At 45.1% G+C, this 19,674-nt stretch carries 21 protein-coding genes; 7 read left to right on the top strand and 14 right to left on the bottom strand.

Annotated elements, in window-relative coordinates:
- Nucleotides 1–47: 47 nt before the first annotated feature.
- On the top strand, nt 48–1,031 hold the full coding sequence (locus tag LWH95_RS08645; RefSeq protein WP_003239695.1) for a metal-dependent hydrolase: 984 nt from the start codon (nt 48–50) through the stop codon (nt 1,029–1,031).
- On the opposite strand, the gene LWH95_RS08640 is transcribed toward LWH95_RS08645, so the two are convergent.
- The 6 genes from LWH95_RS08640 to LWH95_RS08615 form a co-directional block, all read right to left on the bottom strand.
- Nucleotides 1,024–3,609 carry a YfhO family protein gene (locus tag LWH95_RS08640; protein WP_232919344.1) on the bottom strand — a complete coding sequence of 862 codons (2,586 nt, stop codon included), beginning with the start codon at nt 3,607–3,609 and terminating at the stop codon, nt 1,024–1,026. The two genes, LWH95_RS08645 and LWH95_RS08640, sit on opposite strands and share 8 nt — an antisense overlap.
- A gap of 71 nt (nt 3,610–3,680) precedes the next feature.
- Nucleotides 3,681–4,670: a glycosyltransferase family 2 protein gene (locus LWH95_RS08635; RefSeq protein ID WP_003239699.1), complete on the bottom strand. Its 990-nt coding sequence runs from the start codon at nt 4,668–4,670 to the stop codon at nt 3,681–3,683.
- Between the two features lie 231 nt (nt 4,671–4,901).
- The gene (locus LWH95_RS08630; protein WP_232919343.1) at nt 4,902–5,762 is read right to left on the bottom strand and encodes an alpha/beta fold hydrolase; all 861 of its coding nucleotides are present in this window, start codon (nt 5,760–5,762) and stop codon (nt 4,902–4,904) included.
- Nucleotides 5,749–6,081: an SdpI family protein gene (locus LWH95_RS08625; protein WP_148983230.1), complete on the bottom strand. Its 333-nt coding sequence runs from the start codon at nt 6,079–6,081 to the stop codon at nt 5,749–5,751. The genes LWH95_RS08630 and LWH95_RS08625 overlap by 14 nt, the downstream gene beginning before the upstream one ends.
- An 87-nt stretch (nt 6,082–6,168) precedes the next feature.
- A complete protein-coding gene (locus LWH95_RS08620; RefSeq protein ID WP_148983229.1) occupies nt 6,169–6,684 on the bottom strand; it encodes an SH3 domain-containing protein in 516 nt (171 codons plus the stop codon).
- A gap of 145 nt (nt 6,685–6,829) precedes the next feature.
- The gene (locus tag LWH95_RS08615; RefSeq protein WP_003239709.1) at nt 6,830–7,099 is read right to left on the bottom strand and encodes a YfhJ family protein; all 270 of its coding nucleotides are present in this window, start codon (nt 7,097–7,099) and stop codon (nt 6,830–6,832) included.
- A gap of 124 nt (nt 7,100–7,223) precedes the next feature.
- Between LWH95_RS08615 and LWH95_RS08610 the strand changes: the two genes are divergently transcribed.
- Entirely contained in the window at nt 7,224–7,376 is a 153-nt protein-coding gene (locus LWH95_RS08610) for a small, acid-soluble spore protein K (RefSeq protein ID WP_010330867.1), read from the top strand.
- A 233-nt stretch (nt 7,377–7,609) separates the two neighbouring features.
- Here the strand turns inward: LWH95_RS08610 and LWH95_RS08605 are convergent, their stop codons facing one another.
- From LWH95_RS08605 to recX, 3 genes are all read right to left on the bottom strand, one after another.
- Nucleotides 7,610–8,803: an MFS transporter gene (locus tag LWH95_RS08605; protein ID WP_003239711.1), complete on the bottom strand. Its 1,194-nt coding sequence runs from the start codon at nt 8,801–8,803 to the stop codon at nt 7,610–7,612.
- Between the two features lie 137 nt (nt 8,804–8,940).
- Entirely contained in the window at nt 8,941–9,261 is a 321-nt protein-coding gene (locus LWH95_RS08600; protein ID WP_003239713.1) for a YfhH family protein, read from the bottom strand.
- Between the two features lie 8 nt (nt 9,262–9,269).
- Nucleotides 9,270–10,061 (bottom strand): recombination regulator RecX, encoded by a 792-nt coding sequence (gene recX / locus LWH95_RS08595; protein WP_148983227.1) that lies wholly within the window; start codon nt 10,059–10,061, stop codon nt 9,270–9,272.
- An 88-nt stretch (nt 10,062–10,149) separates the two neighbouring features.
- Here recX and LWH95_RS08590 point away from each other — a divergent pair, with 88 nt between their 5' ends.
- The 3 genes from LWH95_RS08590 (at nt 10,150) to LWH95_RS08580 (ending at nt 11,484) form a co-directional block, all read left to right on the top strand.
- Nucleotides 10,150–11,061, top strand: coding sequence for a TIGR01777 family oxidoreductase (locus tag LWH95_RS08590; RefSeq protein WP_119913582.1), 912 nt, complete (start codon nt 10,150–10,152; stop codon nt 11,059–11,061).
- 54 nt (nt 11,062–11,115) lie between these two features.
- The gene (locus tag LWH95_RS08585) at nt 11,116–11,226 is read left to right on the top strand and encodes a YfhE family protein (RefSeq protein WP_003223230.1); all 111 of its coding nucleotides are present in this window, start codon (nt 11,116–11,118) and stop codon (nt 11,224–11,226) included.
- Nucleotides 11,227–11,292: 66 nt separating this feature from the next.
- Nucleotides 11,293–11,484 (top strand): YfhD family protein, encoded by a 192-nt coding sequence (locus LWH95_RS08580; RefSeq protein WP_019257831.1) that lies wholly within the window; start codon nt 11,293–11,295, stop codon nt 11,482–11,484.
- Between the two features lie 38 nt (nt 11,485–11,522).
- Here LWH95_RS08580 and LWH95_RS08575 read toward each other — a convergent pair whose 3' ends face one another.
- The 4 genes from LWH95_RS08575 to LWH95_RS08560 all read right to left on the bottom strand — a co-directional run bounded on the left by LWH95_RS08575 (nt 11,523) and on the right by LWH95_RS08560 (nt 15,218).
- A complete protein-coding gene (locus LWH95_RS08575) occupies nt 11,523–12,107 on the bottom strand; it encodes a nitroreductase family protein (protein WP_232919342.1) in 585 nt (194 codons plus the stop codon).
- 86 nt (nt 12,108–12,193) lie between these two features.
- A complete protein-coding gene (locus tag LWH95_RS08570; protein WP_148983224.1) occupies nt 12,194–13,075 on the bottom strand; it encodes a PhzF family phenazine biosynthesis isomerase in 882 nt (293 codons plus the stop codon).
- Nucleotides 13,076–13,188: 113 nt separating this feature from the next.
- Nucleotides 13,189–14,220, bottom strand: coding sequence for a FecCD family ABC transporter permease (locus tag LWH95_RS08565; protein ID WP_148983223.1), 1,032 nt, complete (start codon nt 14,218–14,220; stop codon nt 13,189–13,191).
- Nucleotides 14,217–15,218, bottom strand: a complete 1,002-nt coding sequence (locus LWH95_RS08560; protein ID WP_232919341.1) for a FecCD family ABC transporter permease — start codon at nt 15,216–15,218, stop codon at nt 14,217–14,219. Before LWH95_RS08560 ends, LWH95_RS08565 begins: the two co-directional genes overlap by 4 nt.
- Nucleotides 15,219–15,350: 132 nt before the next feature.
- Between LWH95_RS08560 and LWH95_RS08555 the strand changes: the two genes are divergently transcribed.
- On the top strand, nt 15,351–16,328 hold the full coding sequence (locus LWH95_RS08555) for an ABC transporter substrate-binding protein (protein ID WP_060398210.1): 978 nt from the start codon (nt 15,351–15,353) through the stop codon (nt 16,326–16,328).
- Nucleotides 16,329–16,345: 17 nt separating this feature from the next.
- Here LWH95_RS08555 and mprF read toward each other — a convergent pair whose 3' ends face one another.
- Entirely contained in the window at nt 16,346–18,916 is a 2,571-nt protein-coding gene (mprF, locus tag LWH95_RS08550) for a bifunctional lysylphosphatidylglycerol flippase/synthetase MprF (RefSeq protein WP_232919340.1), read from the bottom strand.
- Nucleotides 18,917–19,088: 172 nt separating this feature from the next.
- Here mprF and LWH95_RS08545 point away from each other — a divergent pair, with 172 nt between their 5' ends.
- Nucleotides 19,089–19,571, top strand: coding sequence for a MarR family transcriptional regulator (locus tag LWH95_RS08545; RefSeq protein ID WP_003239733.1), 483 nt, complete (start codon nt 19,089–19,091; stop codon nt 19,569–19,571).
- Nucleotides 19,572–19,674: the final 103 nt, after the last annotated feature.

Here is a 19,674-nt window from a genome sequence, read left to right as displayed (position 1 = left end):
ATCTTACAAAAGTGAATGTGCAGGACAATTCTGCAAGGAGGTCACCTATGGATACGGGCACACATGTCGTGATGGGCATCGCACTAGGCGGTATTGCGACGCTTGACCCTGTTGTCGGAGCAGATCCGGCAATGGCTCACGCTGTTATGATCGCAACGCTTGCGGGCTCTCAGGCTCCGGATATTGATACTGTGTTAAAGCTTAAAAATAATGCTGTTTATATAAGAAATCACAGAGGATTTACCCATTCAATTCCCGCCGTTTTGTTTTGGTCTGTCATCATTCCGGCGATTCTGTATTTATTTTATCCGCAGGCCGATTTTCTGCACCTGTGGCTGTGGACGCTGCTGGCAGTCGTTCTGCATGTCTTTGTTGATATTTTCAATGCGTACGGAACACAAGCGATACGTCCGTTTTCGAAAAAATGGGTTGCGCTCGGGCTGATTAATACGTTTGATCCGTTTATTTTTATCAGCCATCTGGCGGCTATCGCGATTTGGTACGCGGGCGGCAGTCCCGGCATCACGTTTCTCAGCTTATATATCATATTGGCTGGCTATTATATGGTGCGCCTGATCATGCAGCTGAGAATCAAACGAAAGCTTCATGAGATGATTCATGATGAGATCGAAAGCATTATTATTTCACCGACGATGAAATTCAGGCAATGGCGGATCGCCGTGACGACAGCCCATGCTTTCTATGTAGGAAGAAGCATGGAAGGGCATGTAGTGATTCTGGATACGTTTAATCGGGTGCCAGTTCCTGAAACCGAAGTGATGCAAGCGGCAAAGCAGGATGATAACATTGCAGCGTTTCTTTCATTTTCTCCGGTTTATCGGTGGGAAGTGGATACGTTCAAAGACCATTATGAGGTGAGATTTATTGACCTGCGTTATCGGAGCAAAGGCCATTATCCGTTTGTGGCCATCGTTCATATCGGCCATGATCTCACGATTCGCTCATCCTATACAGGATGGATATTCAGCGAAGAAAAGCTTCAGAAAAAATTAAAGCTCGGCTCTATTTAGAGCCGGGCTTTTTTCGTCTTATATATAAAACAGCAAGCAGCAGACTGACGAGAGAGATGAGCGCCGATATTTTGAAGTATGGCGGATAGTAGACCAGTTCAATGTCATTGTCTCCCTTTTGCGCCTTAAAGCCTATGAAAGCATAATCCGCTTTTTCGATCGTCTGTGTTTTCCCGTTGATCTTCAGTTCCCAGCCTTTTTCATAGGGGATCGGAAGCATGATGTACTGATTTTTCGGAAGACGATATGCGAACGTCAGCTTATTTTTATCCCATTTCAGATTGTCTGCTTTGTCTGTTTTATTTTGCAGCGCTGCGCTTTTCAGCGTTTGGTAATCTTCTTCATAGAGCGCTATGTTTCTCAGCTCATACGTTCCTTTCGGAAGTTTGATTGAGATATGGCCTGATTTAGGCACTCTGATCGTTATATCATTTACTCCGGTTTTATAAATCGATTGGTTCGATTTCCTCGTTGTGGCATAATCATTTACCTTTAACGTAAATCCTTTGTCTTTTGCTTTGCTTTTCATATAAAAGCTGACATAGTAGTCTCCCGGTGCGGATGAAGCCTCTTTCGGAGTGATGATCAGTTCTCCTCCGTTTTCTCCAGTTACAGTAAGCAGTCCGTTTTGATACTGGGCATGTTTTGCGGAGATGTCAGACTTGGGAATCAGATTGGCCAGTTTTGGTGCCTGCTCCGTTTTCTCCGATGGATCCGCTACTACAATTCCTTTCAGCATTGCCTGTTCTTTCGCAAGAGCAGGCAATTTGTCCAGCTCACTTTCGCTGTATATGGCATCGGCTGTTTTGATGAAAGGAAGCATATATTGATTTTCATAAACGACATAATGCTCCGATTCCAAATGCTTTTTGAAGCCGTACGGGACATTGGCTTCGTTTGTTTTTTCCGTCATATAATATTTGCCGTAAAGCAGACTGTACAAATTCGCCCTGTCTCCCAATGACGCATAACGACTGACGCTTTCCCTTCCCATATCGATGCTCAAGTCATTCCAATAGAAGGTCAGCAGATGTTTGTTTAAAATGCTGGAATAGGCGCTGAAGCCATTAAACCCATAAATAATTGGCGTATTATTGCGGACCCCGTTCATCCAGTCGATTCTCAAGAGCGGATCATCGTCTTCCTTCTGTAAACGTCTGATGATCTCAGATGATTCTTGCCCTTTGTATTCCTCACCCGTGAGATATGCTTTTGTCACACTGTCCAGGCCGCCGCCTTCTGAGAGTGTGTATTTTTGATAGGTGTTGGCGACAAACAGCGAAGATAGAATGATCACACCGTACACAGCCACCGTTGCCCGTTTTTTCGTAAAAGCTACTGCAAACAAGGCAGCGATTGTCAGGAATAAAAGCAATAGAATGCTTTCATTCGCAGGCTTCCATATATCAAGCTCATACCTTTGGATATGATACAAGTAAAGAAGAAGGACAACCGCGGCAGCCGGGAGCAGTTCTTTCCGTTTCAGTTCAGACAGCTGTGACAGGCCTGCCGCAGCTGCTCCCGCAATCGTAAAGGCCAGAACATATTCAAATCGGTTTTGAGGGGCGGAAAAGCCGTTAAATACGCTTGCCGCATACGGACTGAAATGAAGAAGAATAAACAGCAGGCTCAATCCGGCAAAGAGTCGAAACACGCGGTTTTTGTAAAAAGAAACAATAAACAAAAACAGCAGAAAGGCTGCCGGCAAAATAATGATCCGGCTCGAAAATAAGATATTATCGTCGAAATTGAGCCACTCTATTTTCTGGCTGTACGGAGGGCGCAGGTTGTTTAAAAAACCGTATACTACCGGCACAAACGCCGCCGCACTGATGCCGAAAGAAATGATCCCTGAAACCAAAAACATTCTGCATTGAATCCATCTTTTCTCTTCGTGCTCGTCCAGCCTTATCAGCCATCTGAACAGCACGTAGATTCCGATGAATATGAGGTTTATGTATGCAAAGTAAAAATTGTTGATTAATGTGAGCGAGCACGCAATGATAAACCATGCCGGACGCCGCTCTCTAATGATTTTTTCTGCTCCGAGCACAAGCAGCGGAAGCCAAATCATTGTATCGGTGAAAAATTCCCAATACGCTTCGTGGCGGAAATAAATGATCGAGACACCGTATAAAACAGCCCCCGTGAACGACGCCGCTCTATGTTTGAGAATATAGTGAAAAACAGAAGCGGCCGTAAAGATGATCACGCTCAGTTTGAAAATACTGATAAAAACAGCTGACTCCGCCCAAAAAAGCGTATTCGCTTCTCCAATCAGCTGAACGGCTTGAAGAAGCCAGACGGCGGCGGATACCGCAAGAAAAAGAAAGGAAGCAGAAAAATAATAGCCAAGCTGACTGAATGTGCCGCCGCCGAGTCCGAATGAATAATTGTAGAAAAAATTCCCGTGGGTATATTGTTCAAATAGTAATTTTTTAAATACGATCATTTGCGCAAGCCCGTCTCCCGGACCTGTCATATATCTGCCGTCCGTCCATTCTTTCACAAAAAAAGCATGTGCCAGAACGGATGCCAGCAGACTGGCCGCATAGATCATGACATATTTTCTTTTCATATAAATTCTCCAGTCTTGCTTTTGAAATGGTAGACACGCAAAAAAAGCACTGCCAATGGCGCTTGGTGATTTCAGTGCATTTTTGTCAGACGCCGCACGCTTTTCAATTCGTTCGTTTCAGGCAGGTCTTTGTTCGGGATATTCGCTTCTTTAATCAAATAATGCGGGCGTTTTTTTGTTTCATAATAGATTCGGCCGATATATTCGCCTATGATTCCGAGGCTTAACAGCTGTACTCCCCCGAGAAATAACACTGCTGAGATGATAGTGAAATATCCGGGCACAGAAATGCCGTTAGTCAGAATTTTAACGAATGTGGCAATGATATAAATGATGGAAAGCAGCAAAATGAAAATGCCGGTATAAAAGCATATTCTCAGCGGCTTATGATTAAATGAAACGACACCGTCCATTCCGTAGTTAAACAAACTGCTGAATGACCATTTGGATGTGCCGTTTTTTCGTTCGACATTTTCATAAAACACAATTTTCTGATCGAAGCCAATCCAGCAAAACAGACCTTTTGAGAAGCGATTGCCTTCGCTCAGCTTCAAAAGGGCGTTCACGGCTTGGCGGCTTAACAGCCGAAAGTCTCCGACACCATCACGCAAATCAACCTCCACCGCTTTATTGATGAACTTGTAATACAGAGATGACAAGAGTGAGCGGACAGGGCTGTCCCCTTTTCTGTTCCTTTGGGCAATGACTTGATCATAGCCTTCTTCATAGCCTTTGATAAAATCCTTCAGCAAATAGGTCGGATGCTGCAGATCGGCGTCCATTACAATAACCGCCTCGCCTTGAACATGCTCAAAGCCCGCCAGAATCGCGGCTTCTTTTCCGAAGTTTCGAGAAAAAGAAATGTATTTTACCCGGCTGCATACGGCTGCCAAGTCTTTGATCTGCTGAAGCGTGTCATCAACACTTCCGTCGTTTATGAAGAAAATTTCATAATCATAATGAATGCTCTTGAATTCCTTTTTCAAAGATTCATGAATGAGTTTGACATTATATCCTTCATTGTAAGACGGGATAATAATCGAGATTAATCCTTGCTTCATTAAGGCACCTTCTTTTTATTATTCTTTTTAAGTATTGCCTTAGGGGAGTTTCACACAAATCTTCAGTAAGGCTATTCCTTTTTTTAAAGTCGTTTAAACCTGTTTTTTGTTACATTTTTATGGTGACATTCATGATTTTTAATGTTATTTTGTCATGTTTAAAACAGAGTATGAAAAAAACGCACAGAAAAAGTCTGCCATTATGACAGACGAATGGAGAGAAAATCTGACTTATTGTTTTTTAAGATATTCCAAAATAAGCTGATTGACGATGGCAGGTTTTTCGTGGTTAATCCAATGGGAAGCTTCATCAACAAAAATGAGATGTCCATTCGGGCAATGCCTTTCCGTTTCTTTCGCAAGCTTTTTGCTTAAAAAGCGGTCCTCCATTCCCCAGATCATCCGGTAGGGTACTGTTTCGCAAGTGGTTTTCTCTGAAAGGCTTCCTTTTCTGAGGGCCCTGTACCAGTTCAGCATAGCTGTCAGCGCACCGGGCTGTTTCCACGCTTCTTTGTACCTGCTGACATCCTCAGACGAAAAAAGCTCAGGACGGGTTGATAATCCAATCGCTTTGTCTAATGTTTCATAATCATTTTCCTTTAGTGATGCCTCCGGTATGTCGGGAAGCTGGAAAAATGCGATATACGAGCTTTTCAGCCATTGCGGCGGATAAACCGGCGTTACGGTTTTCATGATGTGCGGGTGCGGGATGTTGATGGCAATCAGCTTTTCAAGATATTCCGGGCGTGTGGATGCCAAATGCCATGCGACAGCTCCTCCCCAGTCATGCCCGATGACTATTGCTTTTTCATCTGTGAATTGCGTAATAAGCCCGATGATATCATCTCTTAATGTATCAATCCGATAAGCATCAATACCGTCCGGTTTATCACTGAGATTGTAGCCTCGCTGATCAGGAGCAATGACACGATACCCCGCATCGGCGAGCGGTTTGATTTGATTTTTCCAGCCGTACCAAAACTCAGGAAATCCGTGGAGCAGGACAATTAACGGGCCGTCCTCCGGCCCTGCGGCTGCAACGTGGAGCGTGATTCCGTTTGTTTTGACAAACTGGCAATTAACTCCGTCCACTCATATCTCCCCCTTGACTGTGCGTCATGTTTTTCAGCCTTTTCTCCGTTAGCATAAACGTGATGACACAGGCGGCAAGCAGCAGGATCAGCTGAAGAATGATCAAGTTTGATCTCAGCAGCAAACCCAACGCCGCAATCACCAAACCCGACATGATCATCAATGATGCACTGTAACGGTTCGCTTCATTCCATAATCTTTGATCTGACATTGAGCGTCTCGTTCTGTATCCGTACACACTGTTGATGGATTTGGGAGGAAACAGTTTGATCAGTATACCCGCAATGACCATTAGTCCTCCGCTGACTAAACCAGCCATATCATCATCCCCTTTCTCATTGTTACGTGCAGAAAGAAGAAATGTTTCATATCCAGGCAAAAAGACAAGCCTCGGCCTGCCTTTTTATCATATTTGTAAGTCCTTTGTGTGAATATAGCCTTTGACTCCTCCGTAATCAACGAATGCCCAGGTAAAGTCAAATCCGCCGTTTTCACTGAACCCCCACCCGAGTATTGTCACCTCTGTTCCGGAAGAGAGCTGTTTGGCTTTTCCGTTTTCGGGTGTCGGTGCATAGAAGGCTGTCTGTTTCGCTGTTTTCGCTTGGCTTGGGGTTTTCATTAAGAAGTGTGTTGAAATATATGCTTTTTTTCCTTTGAATTGAATTTGAGCCCAATCGGCATTTGCGAAACCATTGACTGTAACTTTTTGTTCTGATGATATAGTGCCAAGAATGTCACCTTTATGATTTGGCTCAGTCCGGACATTCAGCTTTCCTGCTTTTATGATGTAAGAATCGGATGATGGCATGCTGACAGATATGTTGTGAAGGGGCGCAGCTTTTGCTGCGGGGGCGGAATAAGTTGCTGTCAAACCCAGTCCTGCGGCAGCTGTTAAAGCGAGCAATACTTGTTTCTTTTTCATATAAAGCTCCTCCTCGCATTTGACAAGATATAAGTGGTATTCCCTGATTGACCGATGGTTGAAACACGTTTTGTTTATTTTTTCTGCCTGTTAAGGTAATTTTAAGGAAATGAAAAAAAACTGCCGGATGCTAACGGCAGTTTTTTTAATGCAAAAGGCCTCTGCTTTGGTTTAAGTAATCATTTACGTCGTCACGGGAGCTTTGGAAAAGGTGGAGCTGACCGCCATAGTTTTCGATCCATTGTGTGACGATTTTTTCGGTCATCTTTTCACCCTGATAGGCATGTCCCGCTTTTGCATAGGTTGCTTCGAAATCGCTCCATAGCAATTCCACCCATGTTTTTGCCTGTATATAGCTGATCATATCGTTCTTTTCCAGAAGCAGATTTGTCAGTTTCTCAATGTACGTATTCATGTGTGCAGTCTCCTTTCTTCAGGAAAAAAATGACGCTTTAAAACGTGCTGTTCTCCATATACTAACCTTACGTCTTCATCTGGAAAGACGCAACTTTTTGATCTCGAACCTAGGGGGAAATGACATGGTCCGAAATAAAGAAAAAGGATTTCCTTACGAAAACGAAAACAAATTTCAGGGTGAACCGAGAGCAAAGGACGACTATGCTTCAAAGCGTGCTGACGGATCAATCAATCAGCATCCTCAAGAAAAAATGAGAGCCTCCGGCAAACGGTAAGGAAGAACAGCTGCATGCGCTGCAGCTGTTCAGCGTATAGACAAACCCTCGCATTCGTTGTCAGGCCTGCGCGTCAGTGCTCACGAATTAAAACATTCGCTGTGCTCCGATGCTCGGCCTTCCTAGACTTCAAGGGTTTTCAATCACGCTGAAAAGATGACAAAACCCTAAAGCGAGAACCGCTTTAGGGTTTTGTCGACAATTTGAACAGCTGCATACGCTGCAGCTGTTTTTTACCCTTTATTGACTTGATACTCATAGATGCTCTTCTTTTCTGATACATGTGCGAAGGTAGAAAGCACGAGTCCGCATGCGGTCATAAGCGCTCCGCCTGCAAACAGCCAGGAATAAGAACCTGTTCCGCTTAGAATCATTCCGCCGATCCACGCACCGAGTGCATTAGCAAGGTTAAACGCTGATACGCTGACAGCCGCGGCAATGGTTGTGCCGCTCTCAGATGAGGAAATAACCTTCGTTTGCAGCAGAGGCGGCGTGCCGAATGCGCATGCTCCGAATAAGAACGTTGCAACAATAGCTGCGGCCGGGTAAATGGCGATGTAAGGAAATACGGCCAGAACACCGATCAAACCGATCATCACGCCGATCATCGTCCGAGTCAGCAAAGGAAGCGGCACTTTTCCCGCAAAGAAATTCCCTGCAACGCCTCCCAAGCCATACGCAAAGAGAGCGCCTGTAATGCCGACCGTGCTGAATCCCGCTGAATGTCTCAAAATCGGTTCGATAAAGGTGTAGGCGATAAAGACGCCGGAATAGCCTAAAATCGTAATCGCGAAGGAATACAGCACTTGTTTGTGTTTAAATACTCCCCACTCATTCATAAGCATTGGGATCACTTTTGGTTTTCTGTTCGGCACGGCAGCCATGAGGCCTAAGAATCCGATGACACCAAGTGCGGTAATGATAGAAAATACCGCTCTCCAATTCAGGACATCTCCGAGATAAGAGCCGAATGGAACACCAAGCATCAGAGCCACTGTCAGCCCGCCGTTCATTGATGCAGCAGCTGCGGCACGCTTTTCCGGCGGAACCATTTCACTCGCGAATACCATGGCAATCGCGAAGAAAGCGCCGTGAATGGACGCAGATAAGATCCTTGAGACGGCCAATACCGCAAAATTCGGCGCCAGCGCGCTCATCAGGTTGGAAAGGATAAAAACCGCCATCAATCCAAGCAGCACAGGCTTTCTCGGAAGCTTGACGGAAATGATGGTGACGATCGGGCCAGTCAAACAGACGCTTGCCGCATAGGCCGTGACAAGAAGCCCCGCAGATGAAACCTGTATATGAAAGTCATTGGCAATCGACGTCAAAATACCCATCACCGCGTATTCTGTGTATCCGATTGAAAATGTACAAATCATAAGAACAAATATAATGAATTTTACAGAGGGGTTTTTGATACTCAACGTCATCGCCTCCTTTGATTTTAAAAAACAACGAGTTTCATCTTAAAAGATTTTTGGAGTGAATTCAATGATTTTTTCTTTAAGATTTCGTGTAAATGTGCTGCATATAAAAAAGAGGCTGATATTCAGCCTCCCTGTTACGCTTGTTTCTTTTCTTGCAATACTGATATTGGCAGCGCTTCCTCTTGATGAGGTGACGAGGTTCTGTACCCCCAAGCGAAAACGCCATTTAAATAGCTGATGGTAAACTCGTCTTCAGAGTCTTCCACACGATACGTTTCTCCCGGTGAGAATTCTTCCGGGTTCAGCAAATATGCTTTTGCCATCGTAATTTTCCGTTCGAGCACTGCCAGTTCGTTTATGATTCCATGCTGTTCGGCTTTTCTTGCTTTTTCAGAAAGTGATGCAATTTCGGTATTGAGTTCGTGCGGTGTCATTTGACTGTATCGTTTCTCCATTTTTCCAGCTACTCCTCTTCCTGCAGAAATTGCTCGATTAAATCGAGTGAGAATCCTTTACGGAATAAAAATTGTTTGACCTTCATGGCGCTTTCATATGAGCCGTCATAGCGGTATTTTCTAAACGCTTTTTCCGCATGAAGGCGCAGCGCTTCTTTCTCTGTGTCTTCATCATTTTCATATTCAATCTGCTCCAGCGCCGCGCTGATGACATCAAATGAGAAACCCTTGCGCTGAAGCTGCATCTGGACGCGCTGTTTGAGTTCTTTTGTCGAAAGTTTTTTATCTTTTTTGAGAAGCTTTTCAACATGCTTGACCGCTTCTCTGGTCTGATCCTCAAAGGAAAAGGAACTTAGCGCCTCCTTAATTGTATCGTCGTCGATCCCCTTCGCTCTCAGCTCTCTGGACAAAACGTCAGGGCCTTTTCCGTTCGTTTTTTTGTGGGTGCTGACATAGGCTGCGGCAAATTCCTGATCATTTAAGTACTTATAGTCGTTGAGCTTATGGATGACTTCCGCAATGACGGGCGCCGAGGTTTCTTTTTTCTTTAAGTGGTCCTCAACCTCTTTCGTTGACCTCATTCGGTAGGATAAAAATTCAAGCGCACGGTTGAAGCCTTTCTTCACTTCATCGCCGTATTGAATCTCAATGATGTCAAGGTCATCAAGCTCTTTTCCCTTTTTGAGCTCAAATTTCACGAGCACGTCCGCGTCCACGCTGAAGGCGTATTTTTCATCCAGAAAAATATTGAACCGTTCCGTATTCTTTTTTTGCGTTGATATTTTTGTAATAAATGGCATCTTAATCTCCCTTCTCAGGCCTGAAACGCGTTTTCTTTCATTAAAATGAGGTAAAGTATATTTATTAGAACGATGAGGAGAGATAATCATGAATATAGCAATGACGGGCGGAACCGGTTTTCTCGGCCAGCATCTGACAGGCATTCTTACCCGCCAGGGACACCATGTTTATATTTTATCAAGAAACGCAAGGGAAACTGAACAAAAAAATATCACATATGTCCAATGGCTGACAGAAGGAGCCGCGCCTGAGCAGGAACTTCCTCATATAGATGTCTGGGTAAATCTTGCGGGAAAATCAATTTTTGGCCGCTGGACAGAAAAAACGAAGCAGCAAATTCTCTCCAGCCGTATCAATGCGACGCGTGAAGTGCAGCGGCTTATTCAAAAACAGAAGGAAAAACCGAAAGCGCTGATCCAGGCCAGTGCGGTGGGCATTTACGGCACAAGTCTTGAAAAAACCTTTACAGAGGATTCCGCGACGTCAGATGAGGATTTTCTCAGCCATACTGCACATATGTGGGAAAAGGAAGGACAGAAAATTGAGGCGATGGGCATCCGGACGGTTTATGCGAGATTTGGCGTGATGCTTGGAGAAAAAGGCGCTCTTCCGCTTATGGTTCTTCCCTATAAGCTTCTGGCCGGCGGCACGATCGGAACAGGCAGACAGTGGCTGTCATGGATTCATGTCGAGGACGCAGCCCAGTTGATCTGTTATGCGATGGAAAACGCCGGCATCTCAGGTCCAATGAATGTCACCGCGCCTAATCCTGTGGAAATGGAGCAATTCGGAAAAACGATTGCAAGGGTGAAGCATCGCCCGCACTGGCTCCCTGTTCCGGAATTCTTTTTATCAAAAGCATTGGGTGAAATGAGTCTTCTGATTGTGAAAGGACAGCGCGCTCTGCCTAAAAAAGCGATGACCTCTGGATTTCGTTTTACATATTCGGATCTTGAATTCGCACTCTCACAGCTGATAACGGAACGAAAGGCTGTATAAAAACGGAAGGAAGCGTCAACCTTAAGAATAACATGGTTGAAGGAGGTCCTTTTTATGGAAAAGAAGAGGGAGAAGCATCAGCAAGGAGCCAACCTGAAGAAAATGCAGGAAGTGCTTTATTCAGGCGAATTTAAAAAAGCGGAAAAAGCTGCTAAGCGGAAGTAGGAATACATAGCCCCTTAAAGCCAGATACTATGTTTGTTTGATATCACTTTTTAGGGGGAATTTGATATGGGCAGAAATCATATCCACAAAAACCGTGATAAAAACAAACAAAAACTTCCTCAAGTTCCCGATGCATTAAAAAGGGAAACAGACGGCGTTTACGAAGAATATTCAAGCGAGCTTGCTGACGCGGATGACCGCGAAGCGCAAGAGCGTGCGAAAGCAGCCGACAACAGAGCGAAAAAGAAAAAACGTTAATGAAAAACCCCTTGTCTCCGTTTGAGACAGGGGTTTTTTTACATGTCGGTGAAGCGTTCACGAATCGGCGTGCGTTCTTTTACTTCCGGCGCTTCGTCAGGATAGCCCGTTTGTATGATGGCGGCGAATCGTTCATTATCCTGTAAACCAAAGGCCTGATGCACTTCGTTGTCGTAAAGGATTTTTCCGCTTTTCCAAACCATGCCGATTCCTTTTTCCCAGGCAAGAAGCTGAAGATTTTGGATCAATGAGCTGGTTGCCGCAAAATCATCGTCTCGCGCTCTTTCGTTTTCATCTTCTTGAAACACGACGAGCAGAAATCCCGGGACGCGTCCGAGTGTGTTTTTGAAATTTTGAAGCTTTTCCTCTGTCAGATCCGGCTTGGATTTCTTAGAGAACGCCGCAAATGTGTTGATCAGGTTTGCTTTTCCTGTTTCACTGGAAACGTAAATAAATCTCCATGGCTCTGTCACTCTGTGATTTGGCGCATATTTTGCTGTTTCAAGCATGTCAAGAATGACTGCTGAAGGCACTGGCTCTTGTTTAAATTTTCGAATCGATCTTCTGCTGCGTATAATGTCCCGCAGTGCTGAATGTTGATCTATCTGTTCGGATTGAGGCATACCGTCTCACCTTCCTAAGCAATTGAAAATGATTATCATTCATAATAATAACGGAAAGTGCATCTTTTTGTAAACCATCATCCGTATTAGATTTTAAGGATACGGGTTTCTGAGTACACGGCAGTTCCTGTCATATTCACTTTTACATGGCCGCCGTCTTCGTTCATTTCGATTTCCACTTTTCCGTCTTTCCCGATTTCCTGCCCTTGTTCAATGATAAATTCACGCTGCTCGGCATTGCCGTACTGTTTCATATAAGCCCCCATCACACCGGATGCTGTGCCGGTCACAGGGTCTTCTATCGTTCCCGAATACGGGGATGAAAAGTGGCGTCCGTGCAGGTCGCTGCTAGGATGAACGGTTTCAAAGGTAAACGGGTGAACTGAAGCCTTTGGCAGATCGACTAACACGTCCGGAAACTGTTTGTTATGAGGCACCATTTTTTTGGAGGCCTCTAATGATCTAAGCGGAACGATGGCTGTCCATATGCCAGTGCTGCCAAAAACAATCGGAAGGTCTTCATGAAAGTCTTCTTCGGTGATTCCCAATGCGCCTGCAAGTTTTTCCCGATCGCCTGTAAATGGTTTGAATTGCGGAGAAGCCTGTTCAAGCGTAATATGTATGCGGCCGCCTTTTTCAGAAATTTTCACAGGCAGGATACCTGCTTTCGTTTGGATGCTGTACGTTTTACCGCTCTCCAGCATTCCTTTTTCACATAATGCGTAAAGAGAAGCAACTGTTGCATGACCGCACAAATTCATTTCGTGTCCGGGGGTAAAGTAACGGAGTTCAAGATCAGCCGACTCGCTTTTCCGGATAAATGAGGTTTCTGAATATCCGGCGCGCTCAGCTATGATCTGCATCTCTTCTTCAGTGTAATCGTCTCCCTGCAATACGACTCCCGCGGGGTTTCCTTTGCCGGGACTGCTTGTAAATGCTTCATATTTTAATACCTCTGCTTCTTTCACTTGTCTGCCGCCCTTTCTTTATCAATGTCTCTGTCAGTATAGCAAAAATGATTGTGAATTTTCAGTCATTATCAAAAAACCCATTTTCTTTTTTGAGAAAATGGGAGTAAAGATTAAGAGTTTCTCGTTTTATAAAGCAAATAAATAAAATAAGGGGCGCCGATAGCTGCTGTAAAGACGCCTGCTGGCACTTCCACCGGAGCAAATAAGGTTCTGCCGACGATGTCAGCTGTTAAGACGAGCAAAGCTCCGATGAGTGCCGACGCCGGGAGCAGTGCGCCATAAGATGAGCCGACAAGCCGCCTTGCAATGTGGGGCGCCATCAGTCCGACAAAACCGACTGTGCCGGCAACCGAAACCGCACAGCCCGTAAGAGCCGTACTCAAAAGAAGCAAGAAAAAACGATTTCGCTGCACGGCGCTTCCCGCACCCGCCGCAATATCTTCGCCCAGCACCTGTATATTCATATTTTTTAGCGCGATAAAACAAATAAATAAGAGAATGACAGATAAGATAACAGCTATTTTCACATGCTGCCAGTTTGACCCATAAACAGACCCAGTGATATACACATTGGCTTGTGATGCTCGGTAAATCGGGCCTTTGATCATCAGCAGGGTAGTCATCGCCTGCGCCGACATTGAAAATCCGATTCCGATAAGCACCAGCCGAAATGTGGAGGCACCATTTTTGTATGCCAGTAAATAGACGATGAGTCCAACAGCTGAGGCCCCGATAAATGCAGCAGCCGGAAGCCATGACAGACTGATCGTAAGTGAACTGCTGCGGTCTGAGAAGAACATCATTAAAAGCACGACAGCTACCGCCGCTCCTCCCGTTATTCCGATAATATCCGGTGATGCGAGAGGGTTTCTGACGAGCCCCTGCAATATCGCGCCTGCCACTGCCAGGCAGACGCCGGCGCATAAAGCGGTCAAAATTCTTGGCATGCGGAACGACATGATCATCAGCTCATCCAGCTTGGAACCTGCACCAAAAAATGTTTTTGCTACATCCCAGGGAGGAATAAACCTTTGTCCGAGACCGGCACTAATGATCAGTACAGCTGCTGTTAATCCCAGTAAAATAAAAAAGACGATCCATGCTTTCTTTTCAGCCGCGGTAACGCCAAAACGAAGTTTCATAGTTTTGCCCCCCTTCTTGCGATGTAGACAAACACAGGCATACCGATGATGGCTGTCATGACCCCGACAGGAACTTCCTGAGGCATAATGATATATCGCGCCCCGATATCCGCGGCAACGAGCAAAATCGCACCCAAAACAGCGGAAAACGGCAGAACCCAGCGATAATCATTGCCGACGATAAATCGGGCGAAATGCGGAATAATGATGCCGATAAATGAAATCGGCCCGGCAATGGCGACAGCAGATCCGGCGAGCAAGACAACACAAAGCGCCATCACAAATTTCAGCAGGCCCGTTTTTTGGCCGAGTCCTTTTGCCACATCTTCTCCCATGACGAGGAGATTAATTTTTTGTCCAAGAAAAAAGCAGATCACAAGCGCTGCAGCTGCATACGGGAGCATCGTGATCAGCAGTTCCAGACTCCTGCCCTGCACAGAGCCGGTCAGCCAAAATAGCACCTGAGCAAGCTCGAGTTCATTGACAGAAAGCAAGCCTTGTGTCAGAGAAGAAAACATGGCCGCCATGGCAGCACCCGCCAGCGTCAGTTTGATTGGCGTCAGTCCTTCTCTTCCAAGCGATCCTGCAGCATAGACGATCGCAGCGGTAAATGTTGCCCCAAGAAACGAGCTCCATACTAGCGCCTGAGGTGACTGTATATGCAGAAAAAACGATCCGGCAACAATAAAAAAGCCTGCACCGGCGTTAATCCCGAAAATCCCCGGTGACGCAAGCGGATTTTTTGTGAGCGCCTGCATGAGAGCGCCCGCGGCTGCAAGCGAGGCGCCGACGACTGTCGCAACCAAAGCGCGCGGAAACCTGACATCTTTGATGATGACATGCTCATTTGTTCCGTTGAAGGAAGTAAACGCCTGATAGACCTGTCTCCATGACGTACCTGTATAGCCGTAAACGACGCTTGCGCAGACAGCCGCCAGTAAAATGAAAATCAGACATACTAACACAATCCATTTTGAAGATGCCTTTTTGCAGATCATGATCTAATTCTCCTAGGTTTATTTACTATGTAATGTTTGTTTTTGAGAATAATCCTCAATTAGGGATTGACACTCTTAACACTGCTTATTATGATCTAAATGATAATGAATTTCAATATTGGGAGGAAAAAGATGAAAAAGCATATCAGCATGCTATTCGTATTTTTAATGGCCGTTATGGTACTTTCTGCCTGTAATAGTTCAGAAAGTTCAAGTAACAGCGAGGGGTCAAGCAGCAAAACAAGAACGGTCAAACATGCAATGGGGACATCAGACAACATTCCCGCCAATCCAAAACGGATTGTTGTTTTAACTAATGAAGGAACAGAGGCGCTCTTAGCGCTTGGCATTAAGCCGGTCGGAGCCGTAAAGTCATGGAAGGGCGATCCGTGGTATGACTATCTGAAAGATGACATGAAAGGTGTTAAAAACGTCGGTCTTGAAACGGAACCGAATGTGGAAGCCATCGCAGAATTAAAGCCTGATTTGATTATTGGAAACAAAGTGCGCCAGGAAAAAATTTATGATCAGTTAAATGCGATTGCGCCGACTGTTTTCGCTGAATCTTTGGCTGGGAACTGGAAGGATAACCTGACTCTATACGCCAACGCGGTGAATAAGGCGGACAAAGGCAAGGAAGTTATTGCCGATTTTGATAAACGCGTTTCTGATTTGAAAGACAAGCTTGGCGACCAGACAAACAAAACTGTTTCTGTCGTACGCTTTTTATCCGGCGAGTCAAGAATCTATTATACCGATTCATTCCCTGGGATTATTTTAGACCAGCTTGGCTTCAAACGCCCTGAAAAACAAGTGGAGCTGTTTAAGAAACAAAAGGACCAATTTACATTCTCAACAGACAGTAAAGAATCCATTCCTGATATGGATGCTGATGTGCTGTTTTATTTCACTTATAAAGCCGATAATGCAAAAGAAAATGAAAAATGGGCCAATCAGTGGACAAGCAGTTCACTATGGAAAAACCTGAAGGCCGTGAAGTCAGGTAACGCCCACGAAGTCGATGACGTCGTGTGGACAACCGCAGGCGGAATTAAAGCCGCAAACTACCTGCTTGATGATATTGAAACCTATTTCTTAAAGGCGAAATAAAAAAAGACTCCGTCTGGTTAGACGGAGTCTTTTTTGCTTTTTCCGATCAGCCGCGTGACGAGGAACATGGTGACAGAAAGAGATCTGTTTTTCCGGTACGCCAAGTATTTGCCGCGCCACTCCGGTTTGTATTTTTCTTTAAAGGCCCTGAGGCCGCTGAAGCTGTACATGTATCTGACATTATTAAAAATGATAGCGGCAAATCTTTCTGACCAGAAGGATGTAAAGGCGGTGCCAACATTGGCCAAGGGCGCCATTCCCATGTTAAACGACGTGCAGCCTTCCTCCTTCGCCCATAAAAACATTCGGATGAACAATGCATCCATAATGCCGTTCGGGGCATCATCGCGGTAGCGCATCAGATCAACTGATATCTCTCCTTCCTGATACATCGGCATGACATTTGCAAACGCAACGATCTCCCCTTCTGCATTTTTCATGTAGGCGATCGGCGCTTTCTGTAAATAGGAAGGATCAAAAAATCCGAGCGAGAATCCCTTCTCCTTTTTCGAGCCGAGCCATTCATCTGAAATTTGTTTCAGTTCCTCCAAGAACGCATCAGAAAATGGGGGATGATCCACATGGAAGGTATATTCCTCCCGCTCAAACCGGTTATTGATTGCCCGAAGGCCGGCTTTTTTCTTCCCTGTGAGGGTAAATGTGTTTAAGTCCACATAGGCTTCCTCGCCCAGCTTAAAGAAGTTATAGCCAAAATCGTGATACAGCGCCATGTCCTCTCGTTCAATTTGATAGAACAAAACACTGAACCCCTTCTGGTGTGCTTCGTTCAGAAATTCTTCCAGCACGAGCGGGAACGATTCTCTTTGTCCTGACGGATCGCCGAGTACGACCAGCCTTCTGGCGATTTTTCCAAACATCAGCAGTGCATTCCCGTCACTTGAAAAATAAAACCGCTTATCTCCAAGATAGCCGAGATGGCTCAGCGCGTTGCCTCCGTTTTCATTTAAAAACGAAGCAAGGCGTTCGGGATCAGCTTTTTCCCCGATGTGTTTTGTCTTCTTATGATACACCATTGTAAATATGAAGAAGAACAGCGGCACAATGATAATTGCCATGATCGTCGCATGCGTGATATGAGAATCGCTGTGGACGAAATATTCGTGGCGTAGCACCTTCTTCATCCGGTCCCAAATGAAACCTGCGATGATGTTGTAGTTAAAGAGCGCCACAGTGAAAAGCGCTGCAGCGAAAATCATTTGTCCGAGCGTATAGGATGCCTGTTCTCGGACAAATTGTTTTTTCAAAAGCACAAGCAATACAATAATCATCGGCAGTACGAATATCGCACTGATATTGAGTCCTTTTAAGAAGCTGAACACAAAGCCGCCGACAAGCGCTGTAATCGCCATTGTATACGAGCGTTTTGTCCGTTTATAAAGCTCGATCGGCAAAATCAGCAGAATGAGCGCTGAGCTTAAGGACAGGCCGTTAAACAGCAAAAGGGCCGGGCGCGGAATGTGCGGAATGACGGTAAGCCTGTCAATCGGCAAGGATACTGAAGCCAGGACAATCAAACCTGCAACGAATATAATAAGGGAAAGTGAGCCTTGTAAAATTCTCACTAATATCGCCCGCTGGACAACAAGCAGAACGTTTGTCGTCTCAATTGCCGGTGCGATGCGCGGGTTCGTTTCGAGCCGTTTCATTGTATTTTCGGTCAGGTCGCCGGCAGCAAAGAACAGTCCCAGACCGAATGGGATAAATGAATAGACGATCCTGTACAAAACAATAGATGTAACAATGGCCTCCTGATGATAGCCAAGCTGCTCCATCCCGAGCAAAAACAAAAGGTCAAACGAGCCAAAGCCGCCCGGCACAAGACTGATCATCCCTCCGATCGCCGCAATGACGAATACCCCGAACACATACCTGATATCAGCATGAATGCCCATAGCGAACAAAGACAAATAGATGACGATTCCAGCCATAACCCATTCGGCAACGGAAGCGCCAATATAAGCGAAAATCGGATTTTTCACTTGTTCCGCATTCTCTTCGTCTCCGCCTTTGCGGCCTTTGATTTTAGACACCGCCAAGGATAGCGGCAAAATCAGTGCGAAACCGATAACGACTGCCCAAAGCCAAGGCTTTTCATGAAGCACTTCATCCACTGGCAGCACTCGTGCGGCGACGAAAATGCTGAAAACAGATAATCCGAGCAGCATAGATGATGTAAGCCAGGCGATTCCTTTTACTAGCGCCTTATGGTCTTTCGTATGCTCTTTATAAAACATCATTCTTAACCCGACTCCGGCTAAACCGCCGAATCCGAGTACGTTATTGAATGAATTGGCGATCCAGGAAACCCTGAATACCTTTCCGTTTGTGATCGATAGACGCAGTGAGTATTTCAGGACGTAATCATACAGCGACATGGCAGCAACAGCCAGCAGGCCTATCAATACAAGGATGAATAAGTCCGCTCGTTCCAGCCCATTGATGACCATGAGCGTGCGTTTGAATGACAGATTTGTCAGTTCTTTTTTCGATTGATAAATAACAAATAGTAAAACAGCAATAGGAAAAACAATTTTTAAAATTGATAAAGCATTCTTTTTAATCAGCAATGGTCTCTCCAATCATATTCTAGTTCGATCTTCTTCCCCCAATAATCTCCAACTCATTATACACTACCTCTATTTTTCGGACAAAGTCCCTGATGCAGTTTCTGCTCACTTTCTTTCAGCAGTGAAAATCGAGTAATATGGTAAGAGGAGCGAATGATGAGGAAGTGATGAAATGGAATATAATTTACATGATACAACGGTGTTAAACGAAAACATTCTTTCATCTGAGGAACGGGAAATATGGGTGCTCTATATGAAAGTCTTAACCTCAGCCGGTCTCGGTGATGTGTCCGAGTGGATGAAGCTTGATATGAGCATGCCGCAAATGAAAGTGATGATGCTATTAAACAACCATGGAACACTAAAGGTCAGCGACATTGCTGAAAAAATGGGGGCTTCCCTGTCCAATACAACAGGGCTGCTTGACCGTCTTGAGAAATCAGGGTTTGTCAAACGATCACATTCTGAAGAGGACCGCCGTTCAGTGGTTGTTCAGTTGACGGAGAATGCAAAAAATATTTTTCGGGGTCTATATGAAAAGGGCCATCTGAAATTAAAGCGTTCATTGGAGCTGCTGTCTCCTGAAGAAAAGCAGGCGGTTTCCGAAGGGCTTTCTATCCTTTCCAAAGCATTGGAGAATGCAAAAAAAGAATAAGTCTTTAAGTCTGTCATCCGCAAACTGCGGAAGCAGGCTTTTTTTATTTGACATTTAGTTCACTTAAAATGAATAATATATTCGAAGTGAATTAAAAAGGGGT

This window comes from Bacillus sp. G16 (genome assembly GCF_021282335.1).
GTDB lineage: Bacteria > Bacillota > Bacilli > Bacillales > Bacillaceae > Bacillus > Bacillus inaquosorum.
The sequence above is the reverse complement of the archived record's forward strand: the minus strand, read 5'-3'. Positions and strand labels throughout refer to the sequence as shown.